Genomic DNA, 19,019 nt, shown 5'->3' with positions numbered 1-19,019 from the left:
CCCATAGGTATTCGGCCGTCGTTTCCAACAGCGGCGCTGCCCCGTCAAGGGCAATTCCACGTTCGCGGTTTAGGCGGACCGTTTCAACGCGTTAACCGCCTCGCGCCACGAGGCCGCGCCGAGGATTTGCAGCAGCAGGCCATAGACCGCGATCCCGGCCCCGATCTGCAGGCCCAGCACGATGAAGCGGACGAGGCCGTGCGCCTCGGCAGGCACGAGGCCCGCGGTGAGCCAGAGCAGGGCGCCCATGGCGGCTGCGGCGAGCACGATCCGCGGCAACCGCTTGCGGGCGGCGGCATCGACCGAGAAGCCGAACTCGGCCGTGCCTTTGCGGAGCAGCGAGAGCGCGCTGCTCCAGGCACCGGCCGCGATACTCGCCGCGATCCCGCTCGCTCCGAAAAAATGGCCGAGCAGCACGGCAAGCACGATTGCGACCGCAAAGCCTTTGGCGGTGGCGAGAAGCGGCGTCATCGTGTCGCTGCGGGCATAGAAGGCCGGCGACAGCGCCTTGATCAGTACATGCGCCGGCAGGCCCAGCGCCAGCCACATCAGCGCGTGTGCAGTCGCCGCACTGTCATCCGCGCCGAACGCGCCGTGCTCGAACAACAGCCGTACGATCGGCTCGGCCAGCACGATCAGGCCGAGCGTCGCCGGCAGTGCCAGCCCGGCCGCCAGCTCTAGCGCGCGGGACTCCGCATGCGCCACCGCCTCGCGGTCGCCGCTTCCGACAGCGCGCGTCAGCTCCGGCACCAGCACGGTGCCCATGGCGACGCCGACGATGCCGAGCGGCAGCTCGATCAGGCGGTTGGCGAAATAGAGCCAGGACACCGCGGACGGCGTCGCGGAGGCGATGATCGCGCCGGCCACCATCAGCCATTGCGGCCCGGAGCTTGCGATCATGCCGGGGATGGCCTTGGCGAAGAAGCCGCGCATCTCCTTGTCAAAGCTGACGCGCAGCGGCGTCGCGAGGCGCGCGCTTCGCTGCGACAGCAGCATCAACAATTGCAGCAGCCCGGCGATACCGACGGTGGCCGCCAGCAGCCACGCCGCGAAGGTCGCATCGGCATGCCAGACGAGCAGTACGGCGATCGCGGCGATCAAGGCAATATTGAACAGCAGTGGCGAAAATGCCGTGAGCGCAAAGCGCCCTTGAGCGTTCAGCAGGCCCATCAGCACCGTGACCGGGCCGGCGAAGGCGAGATAAGGCAGCATCAGCCGCGCGTTCGCGACGGCAAGATCGAGCGTGCCGCTGCCGAGAAAGCCCGGCGCGATGACCGTGATGATCAATGGCATCGCCAGCGCGATCACGATCGAAATCGCGACCAGGGCCGCGCTGACCGTGCCGAGCACGCGTCCTGCGAATGCGGTGGCGGCCTTCTCGCCGTCACGCTCGCGGACCCGCAGCCAGGCAGGGATCAGCGCCGCATTCAGTGCGCCCTCGCTGAGCAGGCGGCGCACCACATTGACGAGCTGGAAGGCCGCCAGAAACGCATCCGCCACGGCGCCGGTACCGAGCAGCGCCGCGATCAGGGAATCGCGCGCAAAACCCAGCAGCCGCGAGGCCAGTGTTCCCGTCGAAACTGTCAGGAAGGAGCGGATCATCGGCTCTTTATAATACCGTTGCTTGCCCGCTTGGGGCCGGTCGTGATAGGCCGCGAGCCAGATTTCAGGCCGACAGCAAGCGGATTTTCGTAGGGTTCGCAATCCGCCAAACAGGATCAAGGTGAATGGCTGACGTGAAATATGACGTTCTCGGCATCGGCAACGCGCTGTTTGACGTGCTGGTCAGGACCGATGAGGCCTTTCTGGCCAAGCACGGCATGACCAAGGGCAGCATGTCCCTGATCGATGAGGCGCGGGCCGCCGCGATCTACAAGGACATGGGGCCGGCCACGGAAGTCTCGGGGGGATCTGCCGCCAACACCATCGTCGGCATCGGCAGCCTCGGGGCCCGCGCGGCCTATGTCGGCAAGGTGAAGGACGACCAGATCGGCAAGCTCTACGTCCACGACATCCGCGCTGCCGGCGTGGCCTTCAACACGCCGGCCGCGACCGACGGCCCCGCCACCGGCTGCTCCTACATCCTCGTCACGGATGACGGCGAGCGCACCATGAACACCTATCTCGGCGCGGCGCAGGACCTGTCGCCTGCCGATATCGATCCGGCCGAGATCGCCGGCGCCGGCATCGTCTACCTCGAGGGTTATCTCTGGGACCCCAAGAACGCCAAGGACGCCTTCGTCAAGGCGGCCAAGATCGCCCATGACGCCAAGCGCAAGGTGGCGCTGACGCTGTCGGATTCCTTCTGCGTCGATCGCTATCGCGACGAGTTCCTGTCCCTGATGCGCAACGGCACCGTGGACATCGTGTTCGCCAACGAGTCCGAGCTGCACTCGCTCTACATGACGTCGGATTTCGACACGGCGCTGAAGCAGCTGCGCAACGACGTCAATCTCGGCGTGGTCACCCGCAGCGAGAAGGGCTGCATGGTGGTTTCGTCTGAAGATGCCGTCGCCGCGCCGGCATTCCCCGTGGACAAGGTCATCGACACCACCGGCGCCGGCGACCTGTTCGCCGCAGGCTTCCTGTATGGCCTGGCGCGCAATCTTGCCTACAAGCAGTGCGGCGAACTCGGCGCACTCGCGGCCGCCGAAGTCATCCAGCACATCGGCGCCCGCCCGCTGGTGTCACTGAAGGAGCTGGCTGGCCAGCGCGGGCTGACGGCGTAGAGCGCGTCTCTTCCCCGTCATTGCGGGGAATGACAGCGTGATTGGGGAGGCAGCGCAAGCCCCTCACGCTGTCTTCGCTGCCTTCAGCCCCAGCCGCTGCTCCACCGCATCGCGCATCACGAATTTCTGGATCTTGCCCGTCACCGTCATCGGAAATTCGTCGACGAACTCGACGTAGCGCGGGATCTTGTTGTGGGCGATCTGGCCGTCGCAGAAGGCGCGGACCTCCTCGGCGGTCAGCGTCTCGCCCGGCCTGACGCGGATCCAGGCGCAGAGCTCCTCGCCGTAGCGGGTGTCCGCGACGCCAAAGATCTGCACGTCCTGGATCTTGGGGTGACGGTACAAGAACTCCTCGATCTCGCGCGGGTAGAGGTTCTCGCCGCCGCGGATCACCAGATCCTTGATGCGGCCGACGATGTTGCAATAACCCTCGTCGTCGATGGTGGCGAGGTCGCCGGTGTGCATCCAGCCATTGGCGTCGAGCACGTCGGCCGTCTTCTCCGTCTCCTCCCAATAGCCCAGCATGACGCTGTAGCCGCGGGTGCAGAGCTCGCCGCGTTCGCCGCGCTTGACGATCCGCCCCTCGAGATCGACGACCTTGACCTCGACATGCGGATGAATGCGGCCGACGGTGGAGACGCGCCGCTCCAGCGGATCGTCGGTTGCGCTCTGGAAGCTGACCGGGCTGGTCTCGGTCATGCCATAGGCGATGGTGACCTCGCGCATGTTCATCTCGGTGTTGACGCGCTTCATCACCTCGATCGGGCAGGGCGCGCCCGCCATGATGCCGGTGCGCAGCGATTTCAAATTGAAGTTCTTGAACTCGGGATGGTCGAGCTCCGCGATGAACATGGTCGGCACGCCGTAGAGTGCCGTGCACTTCTCCTGTTCGATCGTACGCAGCGTCGCGAGCGGATCGAAGCCCTCGCCGGGGTAAACCATGGTGGTGCCGAGCGTGACCGAGGCGAGGTTGCCCATCACCATGCCGAAGCAATGATACAGCGGCACCGGAATGCAGATGCGATCCTGCTCCGTCAGCCGCATCGCGCGTCCCGTGAAATAGCCGTTGTTGAGGATGTTGTGGTGGGTCAGCGTGACGCCCTTCGGCGATCCCGTGGTGCCGCTGGTGAACTGGATGTTGACGGGGTCGTCGAATTGAAGCGCAGCGCCGAGCGCGGCAAGTTGCTGGCGATGCCGGTCGACGCCCATGTGCGCGACCTCGTCGAAGGCGATCGTGCCGGCCGCGGCGGGGCCGCCGATCTGAATCACCATCCGCAAGGCCGGCAAGCGTGCCGCGTGCAACTGTCCGGGCTTTGAGCCTGCCAGCTCCGGCAACAGCGTGTTGAGCATCTCCATGTAATTGCTGGTCTTGAAGGCGGTGGCGGTGACGATCGCCGCGCAGCCGACCTTCTTCAGCGCAAACTCCAGCTCGCTGAGCCGGTAGGCGGGGTTGATCGTCACCAAAATCAGCCCGGCCTTGGCGGCGGCGAACTGGGTCAGCGTCCATTCCGGCCGGTTCAGCGACCAGATGCCGATCCGCATCCCGCGTTCGAGCCCGAGTGCGAGAAAGCCCGCGGCGAGCGCGTCGACCCGCTCGGCGAATTCCCGCCAGGTCCATCGGACGCCGTGGCTGGGCGAGACCAGCGCCTCGCGTTTCCCCCAGCGCCGCACCGCGTGGTCGAGGCTGCGGCCGATGGTGTCGCCGAGCAGCGGCGTGTCCGAGATGCCGCAAACGTAGCTGTCCGCTTTACCCGCCAGGTCGCTCGCCAAGTTCGTCTCCTCAAAGTTGGTGCCTCGTGCCTGAAGCCGATGGCTTTGGGCACGAGGTTATCGATTGCTGCGAAGGCGCGCGACGTCGCGCACCTCATACTAAGTGGCTAGGCCGCCTTCTGTCCGCTGCCCGCATCGAGCCCGGCATAGACCCCGCGCTCGAAGCCTGCGAACGCCTCCAGGCACTTGCCGTCGGCGAACGGGAGCAGCTGCATCAGGATCACGCCGGTGACGTCGCGCGCGGGATCGATCCAGTAATAGGTGTTGGCGAGGCCGGCCCAGGCGAGGCTGCCGGCGCTGCGGCCCTCGGCGGTCTTGGCGGTGTTGATCATGAAGCTGAGGCCCCACTTCTTCACCTGCTCCGGATAGAGATCGACGTCGTTGGTGTACATCGGCGCCGATGTCGTCATCTTGCCCATGGCGAGATCGCCGATGTGGTTCTGGCCCATCGTCGCCACGGTCTCGGCCTTCAGCACCTGGTTGCCGTTGCCGCGGCCCTTGTTCAGGATCATCTGGGTGAACTTGATGTAATCGGCTGCGGTCGAATAGAGGCCGCCGCCACCCATGTGGAATTCCGGCTCCTGCTCCAGCTCGAACGGGATCGCTGCGAGCTGGCCGTCCTCGCCGCGCGCATGCATGCCGACGAGGCGCTTGCGCATGCTGTCGGTGATCTTGAACGCCGTGTCGCTCATGCCAAGCGGGTTGAACAGGTTGTCGCGCAGGTAGGCATCCAGCCGCTTGCCGCTGACGGCCTCCACCGCCTTGCCGACGAAATCGATGTTGGTGCCGTATTCCCAGCGCGTGCCGGGATCGGTCATGATGGGCGTCTTCAGCGCCGCGTTCTGGCAGGTGGTGATCGCGGGAATGCCGTGCTTGTCCAGATAGACCGCGAGATCGCCGTTCCACATGTTGTAGCAGAACCCGGCGGTGTGGGTCATGAGCTGGCGCAGCGTGATCGGCCGCTTGGCCGGCCGCAGCTTGGCCTCGCCCTTGGCGTCAAAACCTTCGAGCACTTGCGGATTGGCGAGATCGGGCAACAGCTCGCCGATCGGCGCATCCAGCGACAGCTTGCCCTGCTCGACCAGCTGCATCGCTCCCGCTGTCGTCACCGCCTTGGTCATCGAGGCGATCCAGAACACGCTGTCAGCGGTCATCGGATCGGGCTTCGACAGATCGCGCTTGCCGAACGCGCCCTGATACAGCACGTCGTTACCGCTGGCGGCGATGGCGACGACGCCGGGAATCTCCTTGGCTTCGCTCTTCTGACGCAAAATCTCGTCGATCTCAGCTTTGCTTTGCATGGCGTTTCCTCGGGTTTGATTATTGTTGGCAGTGATCAATTGTCCTCCCGCACGCTCTGTGCGGCAAGCGTGTCCAGATGCCCGCTGCGGTCGCGATGTCGTGACTTGACGGTCCGTGCGCCACGCAGGACGACAGGTGGGCTCAACGGCAACACTCCGTCACAATCTGCGGTGGATGGCCGCACGTCGCAGTGACCGTGGATGGGCTCTGGCGATATGTTTCACCTGTTTGAAAGCACTTGAAACATTTTGTGCGTTGCGGCGTTTCAGCTCGCGGCCAATCGGCCGACGACGTTAAGACTTGATGCAAATTGGCGGCTGCTGACCGGCCGCGAGGGGACCTCAAATGATTTCGACCTGGAGTGAATGGAAGCGCTATCCCCGTCCCGGACGGGGCGAGAACCTGGAGGCGCCGATCTCGCCCGGCATTTACGAGGTCCGTGTCGCCGGCACCGGTGCGCTCTATTCCTTCGGTGCGGTCGACAATCTGGCGCAATCCTTGGCGCTGCTGCCGGTCGGCTCCAAGTCGTGGTTCGGACGCCGCAACGCGTCCGACGTGCCCGATCTCGAATACCGGACCTGCGCGACCTCCTCGAAGGCCGACGCCAAGGCCGCGGCCGAGCGCATGATTGGCCGCCGCGAGACCTATATGAGCGGCGCGGCGTAAGGCCGCTCTCTCCCAAGCTACAGGCAGATGTGCGTTGCGGGGCGGTGCATTGGGCACCGCTTGCCCCTATATTCCGGGCCGATCCGATCGCCCAAGTCCGATTGCCCCTGGGAGTAACGCCATGACACCGACCGCCGCCGCACGCGCCCCGCAAGCCACCGCCACCCTGCGCGACCGGTTGAAGGACCCTTCGCTCCTGAAGGAGGCCTGCTACATCGACGGCGCCTGGGTCGGCACGCCGGTGTTCGCCGTCAACAATCCCGCGACCGGCGTCGAGCTGGCAAAAGTTCCGCAGCTCGGCGCGGACGAGACCACCAGGGCGGTGGAAGCCGCCGAGCGCGCCTTTCCGGGCTGGGCCAAGCACACCGCCAAGCAGCGCTCCAACATCCTGCGCAAATGGTTCGAGCTGATCACAGCCAACCGCGAGGACCTCGCACTGATCCTCACCTCGGAGCAGGGCAAGCCGCTCTCGGAGGCGCTCGGCGAGGTCGATATTGGCGCGGCCTATATCGAATTCTTCGCCGAGGAAGCGAGGCGCGTCTATGGCGAGACCATCCCGACGCAGCGGCCCGATGCGCGGCTGCTCGCGATCAAGCAGCCGATCGGCGTCTGCGGCGCCATCACGCCATGGAATTTCCCGAACTCGATGATCACGCGAAAAGTGTCGCCGGCACTGGCCGCCGGTTGCACCGTGGTGCTGAAGCCCGCCAACGAGACCCCGCTGTCGGCGCTGGCGCTGGCCGTGCTCGCCGAGAAGGCGGGCATCCCCAAGGGCGTGCTCAACATCATCACCGGTGACGCGCCGCCGATCGGCAAGGTGCTGTGCGAGCATCCGGCCGTGCGCTTCGTCGGCTTCACCGGCTCGACCGCGGTCGGCAAGATCCTCTATCAGCAGGCCTCCGTCGGCGTGAAGCGGCTCGGCCTCGAGCTCGGCGGCAATGCGCCCTTCGTGGTGTTCGACGATGCCGACATCGACGCTGCGGTCGAAGGCGCCATCGTCTCGAAGTACCGCAACATGGGCCAGACCTGCGTCTGCGCCAACCGCCTCTACGCCCAAGACAAGATCTACGACGAGTTCGTGCAGAAGCTCTCGAAGAAGGTCGCAGCGATGAAGATCGGCGACGGTACCGAGAGCGGCGTCACGCAGGGCCCGCTGATCAACATGAAGGCGGTAGACAAGGTCGAGCGCCATATCGCGGATGCCGTCAAGCGCGGCGCCAAGGTCGTGACCGGCGGCAAGCGCAGCGAGCTCGGCCGCTCGTTCTTCGAGCCCACGGTGCTCGCCGACGTCAAGTCGGACTCGCTGGTGTCGCAGGAAGAAACCTTCGGCCCGCTCGCGCCGGTGATCCGCTTCAAGGACGAGGCCGACGTCATCGCGATGTGCAACGCCTCGCCGTTCGGCCTGGCTTCGTATTTCTACTCCCGCGATCTCGGCCGCGTCTGGCGCGTCGCCGAAGCGCTGGAGTCAGGCATGGTCGGCGTCAACACCGGCCTGATCACCACGGAAGTCGCGCCGTTCGGCGGTGTCAAGGAAAGCGGCCTCGGCCGTGAAGGCTCCCGCCACGGCATGGAAGAATATGTCGAGATCAAATACGTGATGATGGCGGGGGTGTAACCCGACGATCGACGATGCGCGCCGGCGATTTGAGTTCGCCGGCGCGAATGGCATCAGCGGCAGACGTAGGCGCCGTTCACATAGACGCGGACGCACGCCGTGCCGGCAGCTGCCGCACCCGCAGCCGCGCCCCCTACGACCGCGCGGCGCGTGGTTCGACGGGCGACGCCGGCAACGCTCACGGGGGTTAACGGCCGGCCGACTCTGGCTTCAGCGCTTGGAACGCCGAACGCGATGCCGGCGTCGTTTGACCAGTTGGTCGAGCCAAAAATTCCGCAGCCCAGAGCGGCTGCAAAAAGTAACGTTCGCTTTGTGCCGACCAGCCTCATGGCAATCTCCCTAATTGTTGTACCAATCCGAGGTGATCAGCTTTCTTTGATCGTGGGCGCCTGGCTTGATCTGGATCAATGAGTCGAGATCGCGCGGCAGCAACCGCGCGCTAGATCTTCAGCTCCGCTCCCGTCACCCGCCGATACGCTTCCAGATACCGCTTGCTGGTCGCCTCCACCACGCTCGCCGGCAGCGGCGGCGGGGGAGCGTCGCCATTCCAGCGGCCGGCGCGGCGCTCGACGTCGAGATAATCGCGCAGGGGCTGCTTGTCGAAGCTCGCCTGCGGCTGGCCGGGCTTGTAGGCATCGACCGCCCAGAAGCGCGAGGAATCCGGCGTCATGACTTCGTCGATCAGGATGATGCGGCCGTCCTTGTCGCGCCCGAACTCGAACTTGGTGTCGGCGATGATGATGCCCTGCTCACGCGCCAGCTCCTCGCCGAGCGTGTAGATCGCGCGGGTCATGCTCTCCAGCGTGTAGGCGGTCTCGTCGCCGACCACGCTGCGCATCTTCGCGATGGTGATGTTCTCGTCATGGCCGGTCTCGGCCTTCGTCGCCGGGCTGAAGATCGCAGGCTCCAGCTTTTCGCTCTCGACGAGACCCGCCTTCAGCCTCTCGCCGGCAAGCGTGCCTGAGGCGGCGTATTCCTTCCAGGCCGAGCCCGAGAGATAGCCGCGGATCACGCATTCGATCGGGAAGACGGAGGTGCGTTTGCACAGCATGGCGCGGCCGAGGATCTCGGCGCGGTGGGCTTTGAGCGCCGGCACGGCGGCGATGATCTCGTCGGTGTCGGCACTGATCATGTGATGCGGCACCACGCCTTCGAGCTCGTTGAACCAGAACGCGCTGATCTGCGTCAGCACCGCGCCCTTCATCGGGATGGTCTCGCCCATCACCACGTCGAAGGCGCTGATGCGGTCGGTGGTGACCAGCAGCAGGCGGTCGTCGTCGACGGCGTAGATGTCGCGCACCTTGCCGCGTCCGATCTTGGCCAGGGGCAGGTCGCTGGAGAGCATGGTGGTCATCGGCAGAGCTTTCGCGGGCAGGGCAGGGGAATCCGACCGCGCCTGATGGTGCGGCCAGACACCGGATTAGCCTATTCCGGCAGCGGAATGAACTCGTGTTCCTGCGGAACTGCGGCGAAGCGGCCGGTTTTCCAGTCCTGCTTGGCCTGCTCGATCCGCTCCTTGCTGGAGGAGACGAAATTCCACCAGATGTGGCGCGGCCCCTCCAGTGCATCGCCGCCGAGAAACATCATTCGCGTCGCCTTGATTGCCTTCACGGTGATGCGGTCGCCGGGGCGGAAGATCAGCAGCCGCGGCCCCTCATAGCGCTCGTTCGCGATCTCGACCTCGCCCTCCACCACGTATATCGCCCGCTCCTCATGGTCAGGGTCGAGCGGCACGCTCGCGCCCGCGACGGCCGTGACCTCGGTGTAGAACCAGGGCGACACCATCGTGACCGGCGAGGTGATGCCGAACGCCGAACCCGCGATCACCCGCGCGGTGAAATCGCGCTCGGAAATCATCGGCAGATCGCCGGCCGCGTAATGCTGGAATGACGGCGCGATCTCCTCCGATCCCGCCGGCAGCGCGATCCAGCTCTGCAGGCCCAGCATCTTCTGGCCCGAGGCGCGCTGCGCGTCCGGGGTGCGCTCGGAATGCGCGATGCCGCGCCCCGCCGTCATCAAATTCATCGCGCCCGGCGCGATCTCCTGGACGTTGCCCTCGCTGTCGCGATGCATGATCGCGCCGTCGAACAGATAGGTGACGGTGGCAAGCCCGATATGTGGATGCGGCCGCACATCCATGCCCTTGCCGGAGACGAACTGCACCGGGCCGAAATGGTCGAAGAAGATGAACGGCCCGACCATCTGCCGCTTGCCGTGCGGCAGCGCGCGCCGCACCGCGAATCCGTCGCCGAGATCGCGCGTGCGCGGCACGATGACGAGGTCGAGCGCGTCGCAGGACATGGGATCGCCGAGCACGGGATCGTTCGAGGGCTGCCAGCTCATGAGGGGACTCCTTTTTGACTTTCTTGGACGCGAGCCTAGCAGGAATTTGCAGCATCGTCGCGGCAAAGGCGGCGCTCTACGCCGCGGGCCGCAACAGCGCCAAATGCACAAGTGGAAGTGGCTCTAGGCGTGGCATGCGGATCGTCCTTGAAAAAGCCGGCGCAACCAACGATGTTCGGCTGCTTTCAACTGCGACCGTTCGCCCAGCCGATGACCCTTGCCGCAACCGAGCTCGCCTTTCGCGCCGCCAGCGTCGCTCTGCTGCTGGTGCTGGCGGCGTCATTGATCGCCGATTTCCGCAACGTGCTGGCGGGGCGGCTCGGTGCTGCTCTCGCACTGGGCTTGGCCGCGCACGCGGTGAGCTATTCGGTGGGTGTCACGTCGCGGATCCCGGTATCGCATGCGCCGCTGGTTGCGCTATCGACCGGCAACATCGTGGTGTTCTGGCTGTTCACGCGCGCGCTGTTCGACGACGAGTTTCGCCTCCGCTGGTGGCACGGATGGGTCTGGGCGCTGGTCACCGCCTTCAGCTTCGCCGGCTGCGTCTGGATCGCGCCGGGCGGCCATGTGCGATTCTCGGTGACGGTGGTCAATCTGATCGTGCTCGGCTTCATCGCGCTCGCGATTGGGCAGACGATCGCCTCGTGGCCGGCCGATCTGGTCGAGCGCCGCCGTCGCGTTCGCGTGTTCATCGTCTGTGCCGGCGCGCTCTATGGCGGCGTGAATGCGGCTCTCCAGATCGCCGTCGCGGGCAGCAAAGTCGGCGATGTCGCCGATGCGATCAATACTGGCGTGCTCGCCTGTATTGTCGCGGCCATCGCCTACGCCATGATGCGCGTCGATGCCGCCGATCTGTTTCCGGTCGAAGCGAAGGCCGCGCCGGTGGTCGTTTTCGCTCCGCAAGCCGCTGAAGACGCCGCCGATCAAAAGCTCATCGATGCCCTGATGCGGCTGATGGCGGACGAGCGGGTCTATCGCCAGGAGAACATCACCATCGGCGTGCTGGCCGGTCGGCTGAAGATCCCGGAATACCGCCTGCGCCGGCTGATCAACCAGCGCCTCGGCTATCGCAACTTCAATGTGTTCCTGAACAACCACCGGATCGAGGAAGCCAAGGCCGCGCTTGCCGATCCCGCCCAGGCCGAAGTCCCCGTCATCACCATCGCCATGGACGCCGGCTTCCAGTCGCTCGGCCCGTTCAACCGCGCCTTCAAGGCCGTCACGGGCGTGACACCGACGGAGTACCGCCGGCTGAAAGTGAATGCGGCCTAAATCCTAAGCTGCTGTAATCGCAACGCGATTTCAGAATCAGCCAGTCCTCTCCGACTTTGACCAGACCATTTTCCAAATCCGGCGAGCATGCTTCTGCCCGCTCCGGCTTCCTCCCGGGCTCGCGCCCCAAGCCGGAGAAAGCCAGTGACCCGCCGCCAGATCGTCCTCCTCACCGCCACCATCACCGCTGCCGGCCTCGCGCTCGGCGTCGCGCGCGCTCGCGATGTGCCGAAGGTCGCCACCGGCTTCGTCGCCGACATCCTGTGCTCGGAGACGTTCATCTCCGGCCTCGATCCGCAGCGCAACTTCACCGAGACCACCGATGCGATGCCCGGAACGGGCCTGATCACCTGGGCCATGGACACCCGGGTCGATCGCGTCCGCAAGGACGTCACGGTGACGCTGTTCGGCGTCGGCCGCAGCCGTGCCGTCTATCGCGAGGGGCTCGGCTGCACGCTCGACCATGGCGCGGGGATTGCTGCTGTCGAGCCGCCCGCGAACGACAGGCAGCCCGCGCTTCTGCCCGAGATCGCAGGCCCTGCGATCGTGCCGCCGCAAAGCTCCTCACTTGCAGCCGCGCTCGGTCGCGCCTTCACCGAGCCGACGCAGCCGCCTTACCGGCGCACCCGCGCGGTGGTCGTGATGAAGTCGGGCCGCGTCGTCGCGGAGCGTTATGCAGAGGGCATTGGACCGGAGACGCCGCTGCTCGGCTTCTCCATGACGAAGTCGATCATCTCGGCGCTGATCGGCGTGTTGGTGCGCCAGGGCAAGCTGAAGCTCGACGGGCCCGCGCCGGTCGCGGCCTGGAAAGACCCCGATGATCCCCGACATGCCATCACGGTGGACCAGCTTCTGCGCCATACCGCAGGGCTTGCGCTCGGCAGCTCGCTGCAGGCCTCGCTCGGCTCAGCCTTCGAGCCGGTCAACCGGATGAAGTTCATGGAATCGGACATGGCCGCCTATGCCGAGACCATCCCGCTCGAGACCGCGCCAGGCGCTGCCTGGAATTATCACGACGGCAACATCATCATCCTCTCGCATCTGATCCGCGAAGCGGCCGGCGGCAATCCCGAAGACGCGTTACGCTTTGCGCGCCGCGAATTGTTCGCCCCGCTCGGCATGCGCCGTGTCGTCCTCCAGCTCGATGGCTCCGGCACGATCGAAGGATCGAGCGAGATGCTCGCACCCGCGCGCGACTGGGCGCGCTTCGGCCAGCTCTATCTCAATGACGGCATCGCCGGCGGCAGACGCATTCTGCCTGAGGGATGGGCGAACTATTCGGCGACGGCAACGCCGAACGCGTGGGTCGGCATCGGTGCCGGCTTCTGGACCAACCAGGGCGACAGCTTTGGCGCGAAGTTGCGCATCGCCCATGGCTGGCCGCGCGATGCCTTCTTCGCCAAGGGCACCATCGGGCAATACACCATCGTGATCCCGTCGGAGCAATTGGTGATCGTCCGCCTTGGCCGCTCGCCGAACGGTCCGCCGGAAGCGGACGGCGTGTTCGAGCTCGTGCGTGATGTCGTGGCCGCGACGCGGGAGAAGGGAAAGCTGGCGGGGGCGGATTGAGAAGAGCAGGTTGCTTCTTCTTCCTTCTCCCCTTGCGGGAGAAGGTGGCGCGAAGCGCCGGATGAGGGGTATCTATCCGCACGACAGATGAGAGAGATTCGTCTGCTGAGGCATACCCCTCACCCGTCTCGCCGCTGCGCGGCGAGCCACCCCCTCCCACAAGGGGAGAGTGGGAAAGATAACGACTACCTCCCCAATTCCGTCGCCTTGGCCACGCGATCGAACCGCTCCAGCGTCATGATCGCGTCCGCAAACTTCTCCGCACGCGCATTCAGCACCGGGCGCGCCAGCGTCAGGAACTTCTGCTGCATCGCCTGCGCATCCGGGAACGAATTCGGCTCTCCGGACGGATCGGCATAGAGCCGCTCGTGCACGCCGTCGTCCGTGGTGATGCTGACCCGGGCGCCGAACGGATGCGTGCGGCCGACCTCCAACCGATCATCCTGCACCACGTCGAACTTGTCGGCGAGCGCATCGATCGCGGCGTCGCCGAGGCGGTTGTAATCGTCCCAGCCGAACGAACCCTGGTCGAGCGCAAGCGCGCCGGTGAAGAACATCGAGAACTGGCCGCCGACGATCGAGGTCGGATGCCGCTTGGTCGCGGCATCGCCGGTGAGCGTGATGCCGTTGCGATGCAAGCCGATCTCGACGCGCTTCACCTGGTCGGGCGTCAGATTGTGCTCACGCCGCATCGCGATCAGCGCGTCGATTGCTGCATGCGTATAGCGGCAGCTCGGATAGGGTTTGACGCCGATCTTCATGGTCTCATAGGTCTTGCCGAGCTCGGCGACCGCCTTGCCCGGATGCGCGTCGTCGGTGTAGCCGGCGAGCAGGCCGTGCTTGCCCTCGACCGATTCCGTCGCGCCGACAAAATCGTTGCGCGCCAGCGTCGCGGCGATCACGCCGTTCATCGCGGCGGCGCCGACCTGATAGCGCTTGTTCCAGGCGCCGTTGACCAGGAATTGCAGCGAGCCCGCGGCCTGGCTGCCGGAGACGCCGAAGGCGGCGATCAGCTGCTTCTCGCTGAGGCCGAACAGTTTTCCGGCCGCCGCGGCGGCGCCATAGGTGCCGGCGGTCGCGGTCGGGTGGAAGCCGCGCGCGTAATGCGAGGTCGGGTCGAGCGCATTGCCGAGCCGGCAGCAGACCTCATAGCCCGCGACGATCGCGGTCAGCACGTCGCGCCCCGACGCGCCGACCATCTCGCCGACGGCGAAGGCGGCCGGGACCACAGGCGCGCTCGGATGCAGCGAGGAATCAGCGTGGGTGTCGTCGAAATCGAGGGAATGGCCGAGCGCGCCGTTGAGCAGGGCCGCGACCGCCGGTGTCCAGGTCTTGGTGTCGCCGAACACGGTGGATTCGCCCTTGGTGTCGAGTGCCAGCGCCTCCAGCATCTTCAGGATCGACGGGGTCGATTCCGCTTCGCTGCGGGCCCGGATCGCGCTGCCGAGGAAGTCCAGCGTCAGCACCTTGGCGCGCTCCAGCACCTCTGCCGGAATATCCCCGTATTTCAGATTGAAGACATAGGCGGCGAGCGTTGCGGTTTCGTGAGCCATCGTGTTTCCTCGTTTTGGCGCGCAAGTTAGGCGGGCTGATTTGGCCTTTCAAGCAGCCTTGCGGCCGCGGGCAGCAGCCATGCTTTTGCCTGGCCTCGAGAGGATCGGGACTTCTGACCATGGCACTCGCAAAAGAGCTGTTCGACCGGATCAGGTCGCGGCGGACCCAACTGGGATTGGCGATCCGGGTCACCGTGGCGGCGACCGCGGCCTATGCACTCGCCACCGCGCTGCATCTGCTATTGCCGCTCTGGGCGGTCCTGACCTCGCTGATCGTGACCCAGATGAGCGTCGGGCGCTCGCTGAAGGCAACGCGCGACTACATGCTCGGCACCATCGGCGGCGCGATCTATGGCGGCGCCATCGCGATCCTGATCCCCTATTCCAGCGAGGTGGGCCTGCTCGGGCTCCTGGTGCTCTCGGTCGCCCCGCTCGCCTTCATCGCTGCGATCAATCCGAGCCTCAGCGCGGCCACCGTGACCGCCGTGATCGTGCTGCTGGTTCCGACCATGCATCATTCCGATCCCATGACGTCGGCAATCGACCGCGTCAGCGAGGTTGGTGTCGGCGCGGTCACGGGACTCTTGGTCTCGTTCCTGGTGCTGCCCTCGCGCGCGGTGCGCCAGATTCGTGCTGCTGCGGCACAATTGCTCGAGCTGATCGCGGATGCCTTCACGGAATTGCTCGCCGGCCTCACGCGCGGCCGCGACAACGACGCGCTGCACCGGATCCAGGACGGCATCGGCACCGCGATGGTGGGCATGAATGCCATCGGCGCGGAGGCCGAACGCGAGCGCGCCGCCCGCCTGTCGAGCGGGCCCGACACCGGCCCGCTGCTGCGAACGGTTCTGCGGCTGCGCCACGACGTCGTCATGATCGGCCGCGCCACCGTGGTGCCGCTGCCGGTCGAGGTGCAGATGCGCCTTGCCGCTCCGCTGACCGAAGTGTCGACCGCGATCGCGCGCTTCCTGCGTTCGGCAGCCAGTGCCTTGCGCGAAGGCGCCGGCGCGCCGCCCATCCACCCCGTCCACGTCGCGCTCCAGCACTATGCCGAGGCGGTCGCCGCCGTCCGCCAGGATGGTTTGATTCGCGGTCATCCCGGCGACACCGCCGAGCGCTTCTTCGCGCTCGGCTTCTCGCTGGAGCAGATGCACCAGAATCTCTGCGACCTCGATCGTGTCGTCGGCGAATGGTCGGAGGCGGCGGCAGGTGGGCAGGCGAAGCTCGCGGAGTGAGCTGGTGCTGGAACTATCCGGCCGGTGCCATTCGCCGGTCACGCACGATCAGCAGTGCCAGAGAGACAATTCCAGCCATCAGCAACGCCCAGTCTTGTGGCACGCGAAGAAATATCGCGGCGCTGCCTCCGACAAGCGACCACAAGAATGGGATCACAAGCAGCCAGCGCGAGACCGGCGCTCTCGTCAGCAACAGCATCCCGAAACTGAAGATGGTGACGGGACACGGCGTGACCCCAAACATCGGTAGTTGGTTGGGGAGTTGACCCATCTCGAGGCCGAACAGCGGGTAGATCGCCGCTGCGTAGACCACCAACGCGACCCCGATGAATCCCGCCGGTCTCTCCGCATAGCCGAAATTCAAGTGGCTCCGAGACGCGGCAAAATAAATGAAGGCCGCAGCCTGCATTGCAAACAGCGCACCGAAAACATAGGCCAGCTTGTTGATCGATGCGAAGAAGATCAGGTGATAGACGATCCCGGTCCACGCCCACATCGACGCGAGAATTCCGGCGATGATCTGATCGGACCATCGGCCCTTGCGAAAAACCAGCGAGAAGGCCAACCCGCCCATCAGATATGCGAGAACCTGCGCCGGCCAGATGGCCCGGTTGTAACTCGCAAAAACGCCGAGGAATTGCTCGATCGTGAACGGCAGCATGATCGCGGCTCCTTCCGGATGTCAGACGCTATGCAGCCGGTGGGATGAGTCGTTTGACCGGTGTCAACGGGGACGCACTGATGGCCGCGGCATGTTGACCTATGTCGGTACGCGTGGCCGGCTTGTATCCGACGTGTCAAGCGACGGCTTTCGAGATCGCGCGGAATCTGCCCTAGCGCTTCGCCAGGCCCTTGCCCTGCATGCGCCAGACCAGGAGGTCGATGCGGTCCTGGCCGAAGAACGGCTCGTTCTCGAACACGAAGGTCGGCACGCCCCAATGGCCCGACGCGGCGTGGTCTTTCTCGTTCTCCGCAATCACCTGCTCGTAGCGATCCGGATCGGCGGTGATCGCGGCGTCCATCGCGGCGAGATCGAAGCCGGCGTTCGCGGCCGCGCGCGCGAGATGGTCGCCCTCGTTCCATCCGGCGACCGAACCATCCCACAGCACGCGCGCGATCGCATGAGTGAATGCGAGCGCGCGTCCCTCGAGCTGCGCCATCGCGCCGAGCCGGGTCAGGCGGTGGATATAGGGTTGCTCGGCCGCGACATCGAAATTCGTCTTGTCCTGCACGATCGGATCGGGCCGGGGAAAGCGGAACGGAATGCCCTCGTGCTGGGCGACGCGCGTGCTGTCGAGCACGACATAGCGAATGAAATTCGGGCTGGCCTTCTTGAAGAAGCCGGGCACGCGCACCGCGAGCGGATAGACCGGCCGCAGGTTCACGGCGAGATCATAGTCCTCCACGAGCTTCAAAGTCTTGGGCAGCGCCAGGTAGCTGAAGGGGCTGCGGAAGGAGAAGAACAGGTCGACGGACAGCGTCATTGGGCCCGCTCCACGATCGGTCCCATCATGCCGCGGAGGACGAGTTTTTGGAAGAGCATGACTTCGTAACCTGTCGGCGTCATCCCGCCAGTCTGCGCGTCAGCATCCGGAAGCGCAAGATCAGCAGCCCGGCATACACGAACGTCCCGACCGAGAACCCGACCCAGATGCCGACCGCGCCCAGCCCCGTGTGGAAGGCCAGCACCCAGGCGACGGGAAAGGCGATGCCCCAATAGCCGATCGCGGCAAACAGCAGCGTCATCCTGGTGTCGTTGATGCCGCGCAGCGCACCGCCCATGATGGTCTGAAGGCCGTCGGCGATGAAGAAGGTGGCGCCGACCAGCAGCAGCGTGGCGGTCAGCCCGACCGTAGGCGCGCTGGCTTCATTGCTCCCGAAGAACAATCGTCCCAGCTCATAGCGAGCGAGGATGATCGCGAGCGTCAGGGCCGAGACGAGCGCGATACCGAGCACGGCTGCGGCGAGTCCCGCGCGCTTCACCGCCGCCGGATCGCCCCGGCCGAAGGCGTGGCCCACCCGCACCGTCGCCGCCATGCCGATGCCGAGCGGCACCATGAACAGCACCGCGGTGACCTGCAGCGCGATCTGATGCGCGGCAATCGCGGTGGTCGAGATCAACCCCATCAGCAGCGCCGCCGAGGAGAACAGGCCATATTCCAGCAGAAGGGAAAACGAGATCGGCGCGCCGATCGCGATCAGCTGGCGCATCAGGGGCCAGTCGATCCGCCACAGCCGGGCGAGCGGGCGGTAGTCCGAAAACGGTTTGCGCAGCCCCGCGATGGCGAGGGTGGCGATGAACGTGCCGAGATTGACGAGCGTGGTCCCAAGTCCCGCGCCGAACAGGCCGAGCTCGGGCAGGCCGAACAGGCCGTGGATCAGGGCGTAGACCAGGACGGCATTGATCGGGATCGCCGCCAGCGTGATCCATAGCGGCGGCTGCGGCCGGTTCACCGCGCTCATCATGCTGCGCAGCGCGATGAAGCCGAGCGCCGGTGCGATGCCCAAGGCCAATCCGTCGAGATAGCGTTGCGCCAGCGCGGCCGATTGCGGCGCCTGGCCGAGCGCGAGCAGGATCTGCTCGCCATAGAGCGGCGAGGCCATCATCGGCAGCGAGATCAGGAATGCGACCCACAGTCCAACGCGCAAGGAGCGCCGGATCAGCCTGACGTCGCCGGCACCGAAGGCCTGCGCCGCCAGCGGCGATACCGCGGACATCAGGCCGAGGCCGAAGGTGAAGCTGACGAAATAGACCGTGTGCGCCAGCGCCGCCGCGGCGACCGCGTCCTCGCCGAGCCGCCCGATCAGCGCGAGATCGGTCGTGATCATCGCGATCTGCCCGAGCTGCGTCAGCATCAGCGGCACGGCCAGCCGCAGCGTCTCGACGAATTCCTGCGCGAGATGGTTTTGCGGCACGCCGGCTCGCGGCTGCGGACGAGGTTGCACGGTGTCGAGCATGGCGGCT

Annotated in this window: 16 protein-coding genes; 6 read left to right on the top strand and 10 right to left on the bottom strand. The window is 65.8% G+C overall.

Annotated elements, in window-relative coordinates:
- Positions 1–69 precede the first annotated feature (69 nt).
- Positions 70–1,602: a murein biosynthesis integral membrane protein MurJ gene (gene murJ, locus RPS27_RS13580; RefSeq protein WP_211415332.1), complete on the bottom strand. Its 1,533-nt coding sequence runs from the start codon at positions 1,600–1,602 to the stop codon at positions 70–72.
- 125 nt (positions 1,603–1,727) lie between these two features.
- Between murJ and RPS27_RS13575 the strand changes: the two genes are divergently transcribed.
- Positions 1,728–2,729 carry an adenosine kinase gene (locus RPS27_RS13575; RefSeq protein ID WP_212064905.1) on the top strand — a complete coding sequence of 334 codons (1,002 nt, stop codon included), beginning with the start codon at positions 1,728–1,730 and terminating at the stop codon, positions 2,727–2,729.
- 63 nt (positions 2,730–2,792) lie between these two features.
- Here the strand turns inward: RPS27_RS13575 and RPS27_RS13570 are convergent, their stop codons facing one another.
- Together RPS27_RS13570 and RPS27_RS13565 are read right to left on the bottom strand one after the other, a co-directional pair.
- Complete coding sequence (locus RPS27_RS13570) at positions 2,793–4,487, bottom strand: AMP-binding protein (RefSeq protein ID WP_212065223.1); 1,695 nt, start codon at positions 4,485–4,487, stop codon at positions 2,793–2,795.
- A gap of 119 nt (positions 4,488–4,606) precedes the next feature.
- Complete coding sequence (locus RPS27_RS13565; RefSeq protein WP_211415334.1) at positions 4,607–5,800, bottom strand: serine hydrolase; 1,194 nt, start codon at positions 5,798–5,800, stop codon at positions 4,607–4,609.
- Positions 5,801–6,146: 346 nt separating this feature from the next.
- On the opposite strand from RPS27_RS13565, the gene RPS27_RS13560 reads away from it, so the two are divergent.
- Both RPS27_RS13560 and RPS27_RS13555 read left to right on the top strand, forming a co-directional pair.
- Positions 6,147–6,467, top strand: a complete 321-nt coding sequence (locus RPS27_RS13560; RefSeq protein WP_128922711.1) for a hypothetical protein — start codon at positions 6,147–6,149, stop codon at positions 6,465–6,467.
- A gap of 121 nt (positions 6,468–6,588) precedes the next feature.
- Positions 6,589–8,082 (top strand): NAD-dependent succinate-semialdehyde dehydrogenase, encoded by a 1,494-nt coding sequence (locus RPS27_RS13555; RefSeq protein ID WP_212064906.1) that lies wholly within the window; start codon positions 6,589–6,591, stop codon positions 8,080–8,082.
- A 53-nt stretch (positions 8,083–8,135) separates the two neighbouring features.
- Here the strand turns inward: RPS27_RS13555 and RPS27_RS13550 are convergent, their stop codons facing one another.
- The 3 genes from RPS27_RS13550 to RPS27_RS13540 all read right to left on the bottom strand — a co-directional run bounded on the left by RPS27_RS13550 (position 8,136) and on the right by RPS27_RS13540 (position 10,425).
- Entirely contained in the window at positions 8,136–8,411 is a 276-nt protein-coding gene (locus RPS27_RS13550) for a hypothetical protein (protein WP_211415337.1), read from the bottom strand.
- A gap of 110 nt (positions 8,412–8,521) precedes the next feature.
- On the bottom strand, positions 8,522–9,436 hold the full coding sequence (locus RPS27_RS13545; protein WP_212064907.1) for a phosphoribosylaminoimidazolesuccinocarboxamide synthase: 915 nt from the start codon (positions 9,434–9,436) through the stop codon (positions 8,522–8,524).
- 71 nt (positions 9,437–9,507) lie between these two features.
- Positions 9,508–10,425 (bottom strand): pirin family protein, encoded by a 918-nt coding sequence (locus RPS27_RS13540; RefSeq protein WP_211415339.1) that lies wholly within the window; start codon positions 10,423–10,425, stop codon positions 9,508–9,510.
- Positions 10,426–10,635: 210 nt separating this feature from the next.
- Here RPS27_RS13540 and RPS27_RS13535 point away from each other — a divergent pair, with 210 nt between their 5' ends.
- On the top strand, positions 10,636–11,697 hold the full coding sequence (locus RPS27_RS13535; RefSeq protein ID WP_212064908.1) for a helix-turn-helix domain-containing protein: 1,062 nt from the start codon (positions 10,636–10,638) through the stop codon (positions 11,695–11,697).
- A 144-nt stretch (positions 11,698–11,841) separates the two neighbouring features.
- Positions 11,842–13,266, top strand: coding sequence for a serine hydrolase domain-containing protein (locus RPS27_RS13530; protein ID WP_285808863.1), 1,425 nt, complete (start codon positions 11,842–11,844; stop codon positions 13,264–13,266).
- Positions 13,267–13,451: 185 nt separating this feature from the next.
- Here the strand turns inward: RPS27_RS13530 and RPS27_RS13525 are convergent, their stop codons facing one another.
- Complete coding sequence (locus RPS27_RS13525) at positions 13,452–14,819, bottom strand: MmgE/PrpD family protein (RefSeq protein ID WP_212064910.1); 1,368 nt, start codon at positions 14,817–14,819, stop codon at positions 13,452–13,454.
- 119 nt (positions 14,820–14,938) lie between these two features.
- Here RPS27_RS13525 and RPS27_RS13520 point away from each other — a divergent pair, with 119 nt between their 5' ends.
- Positions 14,939–16,054 carry an FUSC family protein gene (locus RPS27_RS13520; RefSeq protein WP_211415343.1) on the top strand — a complete coding sequence of 372 codons (1,116 nt, stop codon included), beginning with the start codon at positions 14,939–14,941 and terminating at the stop codon, positions 16,052–16,054.
- Between the two features lie 13 nt (positions 16,055–16,067).
- On the opposite strand, the gene RPS27_RS13515 is transcribed toward RPS27_RS13520, so the two are convergent.
- The 3 genes from RPS27_RS13515 to RPS27_RS13505 form a co-directional block, all read right to left on the bottom strand.
- Positions 16,068–16,715 (bottom strand): DUF6064 family protein, encoded by a 648-nt coding sequence (locus tag RPS27_RS13515; protein WP_212064911.1) that lies wholly within the window; start codon positions 16,713–16,715, stop codon positions 16,068–16,070.
- 172 nt (positions 16,716–16,887) lie between these two features.
- Positions 16,888–17,538: a 2-hydroxychromene-2-carboxylate isomerase gene (locus RPS27_RS13510; protein ID WP_194405110.1), complete on the bottom strand. Its 651-nt coding sequence runs from the start codon at positions 17,536–17,538 to the stop codon at positions 16,888–16,890.
- 79 nt (positions 17,539–17,617) lie between these two features.
- On the bottom strand, positions 17,618–19,012 hold the full coding sequence (locus RPS27_RS13505) for an MATE family efflux transporter (protein WP_212064912.1): 1,395 nt from the start codon (positions 19,010–19,012) through the stop codon (positions 17,618–17,620).
- Positions 19,013–19,019: the final 7 nt, after the last annotated feature.

The sequence above is a fragment of the Bradyrhizobium sp. WYCCWR 12699 genome (assembly GCF_032144035.1).
Taxonomy (GTDB): Bacteria; Pseudomonadota; Alphaproteobacteria; order Rhizobiales; family Xanthobacteraceae; genus Bradyrhizobium.
Note: the sequence above shows the minus strand (reverse complement) of the source record. Positions and strands in the feature narration are given on the sequence as shown.

What these genes read in the sequence shown, in the direction of transcription:
- RPS27_RS13565 (WP_211415334.1), bottom strand. Translation starts at nt 5,800, where the DNA reads ATGCAAAGCAAAGCTGAGATCGACGAGATTTTGCGTCAGAAGAGCGAA.
- RPS27_RS13505 (WP_212064912.1), bottom strand. Translation starts at nt 19,012, where the DNA reads ATGCTCGACACCGTGCAACCTCGTCCGCAGCCGCGAGCCGGCGTGCCG.
- murJ (WP_211415332.1), bottom strand. Translation starts at nt 1,602, where the DNA reads ATGATCCGCTCCTTCCTGACAGTTTCGACGGGAACACTGGCCTCGCGG.
- RPS27_RS13510 (WP_194405110.1), bottom strand. Translation starts at nt 17,538, where the DNA reads ATGACGCTGTCCGTCGACCTGTTCTTCTCCTTCCGCAGCCCCTTCAGC.
- RPS27_RS13540 (WP_211415339.1), bottom strand. Translation starts at nt 10,425, where the DNA reads ATGAGCTGGCAGCCCTCGAACGATCCCGTGCTCGGCGATCCCATGTCC.
- RPS27_RS13520 (WP_211415343.1), top strand. Translation starts at nt 14,939, where the DNA reads ATGGCACTCGCAAAAGAGCTGTTCGACCGGATCAGGTCGCGGCGGACC.
- RPS27_RS13545 (WP_212064907.1), bottom strand. Translation starts at nt 9,436, where the DNA reads ATGACCACCATGCTCTCCAGCGACCTGCCCCTGGCCAAGATCGGACGC.
- RPS27_RS13525 (WP_212064910.1), bottom strand. Translation starts at nt 14,819, where the DNA reads ATGGCTCACGAAACCGCAACGCTCGCCGCCTATGTCTTCAATCTGAAA.
- RPS27_RS13575 (WP_212064905.1), top strand. Translation starts at nt 1,728, where the DNA reads ATGGCTGACGTGAAATATGACGTTCTCGGCATCGGCAACGCGCTGTTT.
- RPS27_RS13550 (WP_211415337.1), bottom strand. Translation starts at nt 8,411, where the DNA reads ATGAGGCTGGTCGGCACAAAGCGAACGTTACTTTTTGCAGCCGCTCTG.
- RPS27_RS13515 (WP_212064911.1), bottom strand. Translation starts at nt 16,715, where the DNA reads ATGCTGCCGTTCACGATCGAGCAATTCCTCGGCGTTTTTGCGAGTTAC.
- RPS27_RS13535 (WP_212064908.1), top strand. Translation starts at nt 10,636, where the DNA reads ATGACCCTTGCCGCAACCGAGCTCGCCTTTCGCGCCGCCAGCGTCGCT.
- RPS27_RS13555 (WP_212064906.1), top strand. Translation starts at nt 6,589, where the DNA reads ATGACACCGACCGCCGCCGCACGCGCCCCGCAAGCCACCGCCACCCTG.
- RPS27_RS13560 (WP_128922711.1), top strand. Translation starts at nt 6,147, where the DNA reads ATGATTTCGACCTGGAGTGAATGGAAGCGCTATCCCCGTCCCGGACGG.